Below are 9,637 nucleotides of genomic sequence, written 5' to 3' on the forward strand. Positions count from 1 at the left end.
AGTGACTACAAAGCGAGTGGGGCCGGATAGCTTTTCGTAAATAAAATTTACGAAAACGATGAGGCAAAGAGCGGAGAGGCTAAGTGCGAGTTTGTTCAAATTTATCCCTTAAGTCAAATTTACGAAATATTAGCCAAAGGGCGGTTAAATTTGAGTGAAATTGGAAGGGAAATTTGAAAAATGCGGGGGTAAATTTGGGTGGGTTAAAATCAAGGCAAATTTGACTAAATTTAAAAGCCAAATTTAAAAACGCGGCAAAGGCTCAAATTTAACCTCAGCCGCGAGAAAATTATCGGTACAAATTTACACGCCCAAAATCGGCGCGTAAAGAGCAAATTTATCTAGATACCTTTAGCAGATATCCGTCCTGAGTCTTTTCGATCTCGTGCTTGTAGCTACCGTCGAGGTCAAAAACTACGCGGTAAAATTTGCCGTGCGAGCCAAAAAGTACCGTTTTAAACGCGCCGCAGTCAAGCTCCTCTTTTCTCGTATTTAGGTCCGTTTGCGAGGCAAAGTCTATCACGACCTTGGCGCCTTTGCCAATCGAGTAGTCCTTTAGTTTCTCGTCGGTCGTGAGAATCTTGATTTGCATCGGATAGACCTCAAATTTCGTCTGCTTATAGATGATTTGCTTTTGCGGTTGCGGCTTTTCAAGCGGCTTTATGACGATATCTCGTAGCGGCTCCTGCGTTGTCATATTGCGCTCGGTAGGCTTTGGCGCGACGTCTATCGCGGCGGCTTTTGGCTCCTCTTTAGTGACTGAGACGTCGGGTTTTTCGACCACGACTGGCACTGCGATCTTGCTTAGCAAAAACTCGTCCTGCCACGATATGCTTTTGTTTATATCTACGGTTTTTTCCTTGACGCTGCCGTCTAGGCTTTTGTATTTTAGCGTGACGGAGATGAAGTTTCTAGCGTCGGCGGGAAATTTGAAATTTTGCTTCTCAAAAGGCGGCAAATTTTCCACGACGTTGCTACTAACCATGCTCGCGTTTACATCGCCCGAGGGCGCAAAAGGATTTTCTCTGCCAAAAGCTAACCCACAGGCCAGCGCCAAAAGCCAAATTTTACCGATTTTCATAACTCCCCCGTTGTTTAAATTTTCCGACTAATCAGCCGCCGCTGCTAGGCTCAAGCTCTTTTAGCTCGAAATACGCCTTTTGCAGCTGGGCGTTTTGTTTTTTTAGCGTTTCGACGTCGCGTTCTAGCTGCGTTTTTTGCTCTTGCAGGCTTAGCATCACGTCTAGCGAGCGCTTGCCAAAGATTATATTGCCCACGTAGATACCAAAACATATCACGCAAAACGCTATAAGCGTAAATCTGAGAAAAAGCCTGAAATCAAAAGGCTTTTTCTCGACGTATTCGTCTAGGACTTCGCTCAAATTTGATTTCCCAAAAACTCGTCCGTCTCGCGCTCAATCTCAAGCAGGCGGTTGTATTTTGCGTTGCGTTCGCTTCTTGAGGTCGCGCCCGTTTTGATTTGGCCCGTATTCATCGCGACGGCGAAGTCCGCGATAAAGCTATCCTCGCTCTCGCCGCTTCTGTGGCTCATCACGCAGCGGTAGCCTTTGCGCTGCGCTAGACGGATCGTCTGCATAGTTTGGCTAACCGTGCCGATTTGATTTGGTTTTATTAGGATCGCGTTAGCTACGCCTTTGGCGATGCCTTCTCGCAAAATTTTCTCGTTCGTTACGAAAAGATCGTCGCCCACGAGCTGCACTTTAGAGCCAAGCTTGCTAGTTAGCTTCGCCCAGCCCGCCCAGTCGTCCTCGCTTAGGCCGTCTTCGATCGAAAATATCGGGTACTTCTCGCAAAGTTGCGCGTATCGCTCTATCAGCTCTTCGCTGCTAAATTCCTTGCCCTCTAGCTTATATTTACCGTTTTCGTACAGCTCGCTAGCTGCGACGTCAAGAGCTAGTTTGATCTGCTCGCCCGCCTTGTAGCCCGCTTTTTCGATGGCTTGCATGATGAGTTTGATCGGCTCTTCGTTATCGTTTAAATTCGGCGCAAATCCGCCCTCGTCGCCCACTGCAGTGCTGTGGCCTGCCGCATTTAGAAGGCCTTTTAGCGTGTGGTAAATTTCGGTCGCCGCTCGCAGCGCGTCGCTAAATTTATCAAATCCAAACGGCATAATCATAAATTCTTGAAAATCCACGCTGTTGTTCGCGTGCGCGCCGCCGTTAATGATATTAAACATCGGCACGGGTAGCACGCTAGCGTTTGCGCCGCCAAGGTAGCGATACAAAGGCACGTCAAGGCTTTTGGCTGCCGCGCGCGCTACCGCCATAGATACGCCAAGCACCGCGTTTGCGCCCAAATTTGAGTAGTTATCGGTGCCGTCAAGCTCGCGCATCTCGTCATCAAGCGCCTTTTGATCGAATGCATCCAGCCCGATCACAGCCTCCGCGATCTGAGAATTTACGTTTTCAACGGCCTTTAGCACGCCCTTGCCGCAGTATCTCTCGTCTTTATCGCGAAGCTCCAGCGCCTCGCGTTTGCCCGTGCTTGCGCCGCTTGGGACTATCGCGCTTGCTACGGTGCCGTCGCTTAGAGCTACGGTCGCCTTCACGGTCGGGTTGCCGCGGCTATCTAGTACCTCTATCGCGGTTACGTCTTCTATAAATACCATTGTTTTATTCCTCCGTATTTTCTTCTATGCTTTCGCTTTCGTCGTCGCTATCTTTGCCGCCCGCGCCGCTTATTAGCTTATCTAGGCCGATCGAGCTTTTTATCGTCGCTACGATCTCGTCTGATATCTCGGGGTGCTCTTTGAGATAGGCTTTTGCGTTTTCGCGACCTTGGCCGATTTTGGCGGCTTTGTAGCTAAACCAAGCGCCGCTTTTGTCGATGATATCGAGCTTCACGCCGTAGTCGATGATCTCGCCGTCGCGGCTGATACCCTCGCCGAACATTATGTCGAATTCCGCCGTTTTAAACGGAGGCGCGACCTTGTTTTTTACGACTTTTACCTTCGTGCGGTTACCGATAGGCTCTTCGTTTTGCTTTAGCGTGGCGATCTTGCGTACGTCTAGGCGCACTGAGGCGTAAAATTTAAGCGCGTTACCGCCCGTAGTAGTCTCAGGCGTACCATATCCCATCGCGCCGATCTTCATACGAATTTGGTTGATAAAGACCACGGTCGTGTTCATCTTGTGCACTACGCCGGCTAGTTTGCGCAGAGCTTGGCTCATTAGACGAGCTTGCAAGCCTACGTGCTGATCGCCCATATCGCCCTCGATCTCGCTTTTTGGCGTTAGCGCCGCGACGCTATCAACTACGATCAGCTCGACCGCGCCGCTTCTAGCGAGGTTTTCTACGATCTCAAGCGCCTGCTCGCCAAAATCAGGCTGGCTGACGTAGAGATTTTCGGTATCTACGCCCAAATTTGCCGCGTATTTTACGTCTAGCGCGTGCTCGGCGTCGATAAAGGCGCACGTGGCTCCCGCTTTTTGCGCTTCGGCGATGATGTGTAGCGTCAGAGTCGTTTTACCCGAGCTCTCAGGCCCGTAAACCTCGATGATACGGCCCTTTGGGATACCGCCGATACCAAGGGCTAGGTCGAGACCCAGCGAGCCCGTGGAGATACTATCTATCGCCTCGACCTGTTTGTCGCCCAGGCGGATTAGCGTACCCTTACCAAATGCTTTGTCTATCTGCTTTAAAGCCGCGTCTAAGGCCTTTTTCTTGTCCGAATCGTTTGTCGGCGGGACTATCTTTTTCTCTTCTTTTTCTTTTGCCATCGGCTTCCTTAAATTTAAAATAATCGGGCTGATTTTATCAAATTTGAGATGAATTTTTGATTATTCGCGCAAATTTGAAACGGGTCTGGGCGCGGTCAAATTTAGCCTAAATTTACGCCTTTTTTAAAACATAAAGTAGCTCGCTAACGTGCGTCGGACGGCTGGCTAGATTTCTGCTGCCGCGAAAGGCATTGTATTTTTGCTCCAAAATTTGCACTTCGCCGAGCCCGGCTAAATTTTGGCTAAATTCCTCGCGCGCGATGAAGCCCTCGGAGTTAAACGAGATGAGCACGAATTTGGCTTTTAGCTTTGAGATTAGCTCGAAAAACGCCGGCGCGGCGGCTGATTTTTGATTAAAAACCGAGCGATTCCAGCCTCTAGCGATACCGGAAACCCGCGAGATTTCGCTCGGACGCTCGTAACTAGCGATCAAATTTAACATAAAGTAGTTCGAGCCGTAGGGGTGCTGATTATACGGCGGATCAAGATAGACCAGATCAAGTGGCGGAAGCTCGGCGGCAAGCTCATTTGCGTCTCGCCTTTGCACGTCAAATTCGACGTTAAAATTTGAAAAAACGGGCTTAAGCAAGCCGATATCGGCCGTGATGCGAGATAGCGCGTGCTTGCCGCGTCCGCCAAACTGCCCCAGGCCGTCTTTGTTTTTATGAAAGCCCTTAAAAATGCCGCTAGTGTTAGCGTGCACGCTGGCTGAATACAGCAACGGAGCGACGAAAAAAACGCGCAGCTCCTGCGGCACGAGCGAGTCGATCATCCGGCGCGCGGTGTCGATGTAGGCGGCGTTTTTCTTCGTGTAAAAGACGCGGTCAGTAGGCGAAATGTTTGCCTCGTCTTTTGGCGCGTAAAGCTCACAGATAAAGCCTTCCTGCAAATTTGCGCCGATCTGGCGAGTTAATTTTTCATGCCAAAAATCAAGCTCTTTTTTAAATTTTGCGTCCGCGTTTGCGAGGTAGCACTCGTTCGTGACGCAGCTATAAAGCTCCAGGTCGTTTGCGACGATGAAATTTGCGTGGGATTTAAAAAACCGCGACACGATGCCGCTACCGCTAAAAAGGTCGCAGCAGCTTAGTTTTTCTTTACCAAGCGCCTGTTTTGCGATATTTACACCTTGTTCGATAAAGCCTAAAAGCGAGCGTTTGTTGCCTAGATAAGTTAAAATTTGCTCTTTTAAATACGCCTGATTTTCCATATTTTTCTTTATAAATTCCGCATTTTTATGGCGATTGTAGCAAAAATTTACTATAATTTCGCAATTTAGCCGCGCGCGAAATTTAAAGCGGAGCAAAAAGGATTAAATTTGAAGATTTTTAAGCATATAAACGTCGCTCACTCGCCCGACGCCGACGATATTTTTATGTATAAGGCGATTGATTTTGGCTGGGTAAGCTCCAAAAATCTAAAATTTAGCGCCACCGCGCTTGATATCCAGACGCTAAACGACGAGGCGCTAAAAGGCACCTATGAAGCCACGGCGATCAGCTTCGCGCTATATCCTCTTATCTGCGACGAATACGCGCTTTTGCGCACGGCGGTGAGCTTCGGCGAGGGCTACGGCCCAAAGCTCGTCAAGAAAAAGGGCGCGGTTTTAAAGCGAAATTTCAAGGTCGCGCTCAGCGGCAAACACACAACAAATGCGCTGCTTTTTCGCATGGCATACCCTCAGGCGCGCATAGTTTATAAAAACTTTCTCGAGATCGAAGGCGCAGTTTTAAGCGGCGAGGTGGACGCGGGCGTGCTGATACACGAGAGTATTTTGGATTTTTCGGACGAGCTTTGCGTGGAGCACGAGATCTGGGATATCTGGAGCGAGCTAGCAGGCGAAAATTTGCCGTTGCCGCTAGGAGGCATGGCGGTTCGCCGTAGCCTGCCGATAACGGACGCTACCGAGTGCGAGCGCGTGCTAACCGAGGGCGTACGTATCGCCACCGCGCATAAGCCCTTTTTATCGCACATGCTGATGGAGCGAAATTTGATCCGCGTCGATAAAGAAAAGCTAAAAACCTACCTAAATCTCTACGCAAATGATAACTCCGTCTCGATGAACGAAACGCAGATAAAAGCGGTAAATAGGCTCTTTGCTCTCGGTTACGAGCGCGGATTTTACCCGCTGCCAATCAAGGCCGAAAACTACCTCGTGCCGACCGAGTACAACGATATAAGGTTTAGCTAATGCAATCAACGCTCATAGAACTCGGCATCGAAACCTTCAAGATCGCGCTATATCTGAGCTTTCCTATGCTGCTCGCGGGCCTGTCGGCGGGCCTTATCATCAGTATATTTCAGGCTACGACGCAGATAAACGAGATGACGCTAAGCTTCGTGCCAAAGATCATTTTAGTCGTCGTCGTGATTATATTTTTGATGCCGTGGATGGTCTCGATGATGGTTGATTTCACGACGCGCATGATAGAGTTTATACCGAATTTCGTGCAATGACGCAGCTTGTAGATTTTTCCAAATTTAGCTCGGTGCGAGTGGGCGGCGTGCACGAGGTGGCGGTGCTAGAAAGCGCAGAGGACGCGCTAAAGCAGGGATTTGCCGGACGAGTGATGATAGGCGGCGCGAACAACCTACTCATCTCGCCAAACCCGCAGCCGATGATGATGCTAGGCGGCGCGTTTGATTATATAAACTTAAGCGGCGACGTGCTTAGTATCGGCGCTGCGACGAAATCGGGCAAAATTTACAACTTCGCCAAAAAGCAGGGCATCGGCGGATTTGAGTTTTTACAAAATATCCCGGGTACGCTTGGCGGGCTAATCAAAATGAACGCGGGGCTTTGCGGCGTTAGCATCAGCGAAGATCTGCTAGCGGTGCGGCTAGGACGCGGCTGGGTAGAGCGTGAGAGGATAAGCTTTAGCTACCGAAAAAGCGGGATAGATGAGCCGATATTTGGCGCCGAGTTTAAAATCTCGCGCGAATTTGACGCGGCTCTTGCGGCGGACTTTGCCACTAAGCGCGCAAATCAGCCAAAAGGCGCTAGCTTTGGCAGCTGTTTTGTTAATCCGCCCGGAGACTACGCAGGCAGGCTGATCGAGGCCGTAGGGCTAAAAGGCTACGCGATAGGTGGGGCTAAATTTAGCGAACATCACGCGAATTTCATCATAAATTTTAACGCCGCGACCTTTGCGGACGTGACCGGGCTCATAAATTTGGCCCGCGAGCGCGTTTTGGAGCAGTTTGGCATCGAGCTAAAAACCGAGGTGGTAATACTATAAATAAGGGATAAACTACAAAAACAAACGAAAAAGCGGCAGCCCTGGCGCTGGGCACAGAGGCAAGTTTTGGATATTTTAATTCGGTTTTTGGATAAAACTTGAAGGACAAAAAGTAAATTTGACTCTAGACTTGAATGAAACTAGGTAAATTTGGTAAGCTCGTGAGCGATGCGGGATTTTAGCATTGCAAGCTTGTTGGAGCCAAATTTTGTTTTACGGTGCGCTCACGGCATAAATTTGACTTCTAAGCCTAAATTTTGCGTCGACCGCTAAACTCTAACCCATATAATAACCCGCCAAAGCCGCGGCAGCAACGACGATAGTAAGCGCAGCCGTTAGTTTATATAGCCCAATGGCTCCAGCGCAGCGACTTTTCATATCGCGGATTTTAGGCGGTTTGCTAGTTAAATTTAGCTCTAAAAGCACCGCGTCAAATTCGCTCTGCCCCAGCCTCTCGCCCGCAAAATCTCTAAAAATCAGCGTATCAAAATACAGCCTAACATGCAGATAAAATAACCCCGCAAAAACTGCTAAAAAGCCAGCAATTACGGCAAAATTTGCAAAAATGCAAAGGCAGACGGCCAGCTGAAGCAAATTTAAAAAGAAAAACAGCCTATGCGTCGCTAAAAATCTAGCCGTAACCAGTGCCAAAGCCCTATCGTTCGTCCTTTGGCAGCATTCGCGCTCCCCGTCTTGCGCCGCTTTTTTGCTTTGCCCCGCATTCGTCATTTTCCCTCCTCATTTTAGGCGTTTGGTTAAATTCCCGTTCGTTTTCGCCGAGAATTTTGCAATGCCGCTTGTTTCTAGCCTGCAGATTTTTTAAATTTGATCCCTCAAACAAACTTGCTTAAATTTCTGTGCCTATTTCGCGCTTAAATTTGCCGCACTTGCTTTTGCAAATTTAGCCCATCTTTAGTTGGTCCGCTTTCGAATTTGCGTGGGCTTCTGCGGCTAGCCGCGCTATCTGATCGCGTAGCGAGCTAGAGACGGCGATCTTTTCGCGGCGCGATTTTAGCAAATTTAGCGCGTCGTCAAAGCCAAAGCCCCTATAAATTACCATCCAAGCAAGCAGCACCGACGCGCTCCTGCCGTAGCCTAGCGCGCAGCACACTAGCACCTTTTTGCCATTTTGCTCAGCGGCTCGTTCGTTTGAGTTCGCGAGAGTTTGTCTCGCCTCGGCAACCTCTCGTTCGTTTGCCGCGCCGCTCGTTTGCAGGTTTGCCCGCGCGTCCGCTTTCTCGTCAAATTTCAAATTTCGCCCGTGCGCGTAGCCCGCCTTGGCGCCAAAATTTGGTCCTAGTTTCGCCGCCCTTTGCGGTAAATTTGCGCCGCTGCTAAAAGCCATTTTCACGAGTCGCTCAAGCTCGTCCGCGCCGCGCCTCAGCTCGTCTGCGCCGGGCGTTATCATATCTAGCATAGGTAGGCTCGCGTAAATTTGCGCGCTGCTAGGTCTCTCGAACTCGGCCGCGCAGTCTAGCACGGCGTCAAATTTGCCCGCCACCTTAACCGAGCCCAAATACAGCCCTGGCAAAATCTCGTCTGAAAGCCGGCGTCCGCGCAGCCAAAAGAGCGCATTTAACCGCGCGATGCAAAGATATGGAAAAAGTAAAGCTTTAGCCGCGAAAGCGTGACGGCCTTGCCCGTTTTTAGCAAAAACACCCGCGCCCAAAAGCGCGTAACCGCAAGCAACCAGCGCGAAACTAAGGCTCGCCCATGATAGCCACAGCATCCACGAGCTCCAAATTTTAGCTCCTAAAATCGCCGCAAAAAGCGTCAGAAATGCAAGCCCCAGATATAGAGCCGCCCACTTGTAGCGCGCAGTCACCGCAGTCATGGCAAATCTAAGCGGCTCGCCATCCGTCGGACGAACGAGCAATACGAAACAACCAGCGGCTAACCCCGTCGGAATGTCGATAAAATGGTGCTGATGCGTGGTTAGTACGCTAAGGCCGATGAGCGCGAACCACGCTACAAGCGCCGCCTTAAGCCAAACTGCGCGCGCCTTGCGAAGGTAAAATGCGCCCACCACGACGCAAAGTATGATGTGCAGCGACGGGGCTTGATTAAACGGGAGGTCAAAGGCGGCGAGGCTAGAGAACAAAAAGCCGCTAAAGCCCGAAACTGCAGGCTTTTCCCACGAAATTTGCAGAGGAAAAACGATAAAAAATAGCGTCGCGATAATCTGCGCGGCGAGCAGCTGCATAACGTAACGCGCGAGCTCCCCGGCGTCACGGCAGAGGAAAAATCCAAGCGCGTAGAGCAAATTTAGAGACCAATACGGCACGATACTCCACGCCCAAAACGGCACCGCGCGCTCCCACGCAAAATAAATCTCGGGCACGTTCGCGCGAGCGCTCGCGAGGGCGTTTGTAGCGCCGTAGCTAGCGTAAAATATCGCCGCGACGACGACGAGAGCGGCCAGCTGCGATAAAAATAATTTCGTTTTCATTTTTACCTTTTTTGCTAATTCTATCAAATTTTAGCGGATTTGCGCTTTTGCGGCTTAATCGCCGATATCGCTCGCTTGGCGTAAAAACGTAAAATTTAACTGCAAATTTTACCCACCGAGACCCGCACCGCAAAAATACTAAATTTGGTTTTGTCAAATTTGGATTTTAGTCTTTCTTGTTAAGGGGGAAGGGGCTTGAATTGCGCTCTGCT

10 protein-coding genes are annotated in these 9,637 nt (G+C 49.8%); 3 read left to right on the plus strand and 7 right to left on the minus strand.

Going from position 1 to position 9,637, the window contains the following annotated elements; translation table 11 throughout:
• Window positions 1-337: 337 nt before the first annotated feature.
• From CSUNSWCD_RS10140 to CSUNSWCD_RS10160, 5 genes are all read right to left on the minus strand, one after another.
• Window positions 338-1,081: an AMIN domain-containing protein gene (locus CSUNSWCD_RS10140; RefSeq protein WP_009497015.1), complete on the minus strand. Its 744-nt coding sequence runs from the start codon at window positions 1,079-1,081 to the stop codon at window positions 338-340.
• A 31-nt stretch (window positions 1,082-1,112) separates the two neighbouring features.
• The gene (locus tag CSUNSWCD_RS10145; protein ID WP_002953583.1) at window positions 1,113-1,382 is read right to left on the minus strand and encodes an FtsB family cell division protein; all 270 of its coding nucleotides are present in this window, start codon (window positions 1,380-1,382) and stop codon (window positions 1,113-1,115) included.
• Window positions 1,379-2,629, minus strand: coding sequence for a phosphopyruvate hydratase (eno, locus tag CSUNSWCD_RS10150; protein WP_009497016.1), 1,251 nt, complete (start codon window positions 2,627-2,629; stop codon window positions 1,379-1,381). The genes CSUNSWCD_RS10145 and eno overlap by 4 nt, the downstream gene beginning before the upstream one ends.
• A gap of 4 nt (window positions 2,630-2,633) precedes the next feature.
• Window positions 2,634-3,740 (minus strand): recombinase RecA, encoded by a 1,107-nt coding sequence (gene recA, locus CSUNSWCD_RS10155; RefSeq protein WP_009497017.1) that lies wholly within the window; start codon window positions 3,738-3,740, stop codon window positions 2,634-2,636.
• 112 nt (window positions 3,741-3,852) lie between these two features.
• Window positions 3,853-4,947 carry a DNA adenine methylase gene (locus tag CSUNSWCD_RS10160; protein ID WP_034964873.1) on the minus strand — a complete coding sequence of 365 codons (1,095 nt, stop codon included), beginning with the start codon at window positions 4,945-4,947 and terminating at the stop codon, window positions 3,853-3,855.
• Between the two features lie 114 nt (window positions 4,948-5,061).
• Between CSUNSWCD_RS10160 and CSUNSWCD_RS10165 the strand changes: the two genes are divergently transcribed.
• From CSUNSWCD_RS10165 to CSUNSWCD_RS10175, 3 genes are read left to right on the plus strand one after another with little or no spacing between them, the layout of a single operon-like run.
• Complete coding sequence (locus tag CSUNSWCD_RS10165) at window positions 5,062-5,928, plus strand: menaquinone biosynthesis family protein (protein ID WP_208853719.1); 867 nt, start codon at window positions 5,062-5,064, stop codon at window positions 5,926-5,928.
• Entirely contained in the window at window positions 5,928-6,194 is a 267-nt protein-coding gene (fliQ, locus tag CSUNSWCD_RS10170; RefSeq protein WP_002953589.1) for a flagellar biosynthesis protein FliQ, read from the plus strand. The genes CSUNSWCD_RS10165 and fliQ overlap by 1 nt, the downstream gene beginning before the upstream one ends.
• Window positions 6,191-6,976, plus strand: coding sequence for a UDP-N-acetylmuramate dehydrogenase (locus CSUNSWCD_RS10175; protein ID WP_009497020.1), 786 nt, complete (start codon window positions 6,191-6,193; stop codon window positions 6,974-6,976). The genes fliQ and CSUNSWCD_RS10175 overlap by 4 nt, the downstream gene beginning before the upstream one ends.
• 276 nt (window positions 6,977-7,252) lie before the next feature.
• Here CSUNSWCD_RS10175 and CSUNSWCD_RS10180 read toward each other — a convergent pair whose 3' ends face one another.
• Both CSUNSWCD_RS10180 and CSUNSWCD_RS10185 read right to left on the minus strand, forming a co-directional pair.
• Window positions 7,253-7,705, minus strand: coding sequence for a hypothetical protein (locus CSUNSWCD_RS10180; RefSeq protein WP_034964876.1), 453 nt, complete (start codon window positions 7,703-7,705; stop codon window positions 7,253-7,255).
• A 172-nt stretch (window positions 7,706-7,877) separates the two neighbouring features.
• On the minus strand, window positions 7,878-9,425 hold the full coding sequence (locus tag CSUNSWCD_RS10185; RefSeq protein ID WP_009497023.1) for a phosphatase PAP2/dual specificity phosphatase family protein: 1,548 nt from the start codon (window positions 9,423-9,425) through the stop codon (window positions 7,878-7,880).
• Window positions 9,426-9,637 lie beyond the last annotated feature (212 nt).

Source organism: Campylobacter showae CSUNSWCD (genome assembly GCF_000313615.1).
GTDB lineage: Bacteria > Campylobacterota > Campylobacteria > Campylobacterales > Campylobacteraceae > Campylobacter_A > Campylobacter_A showae_A.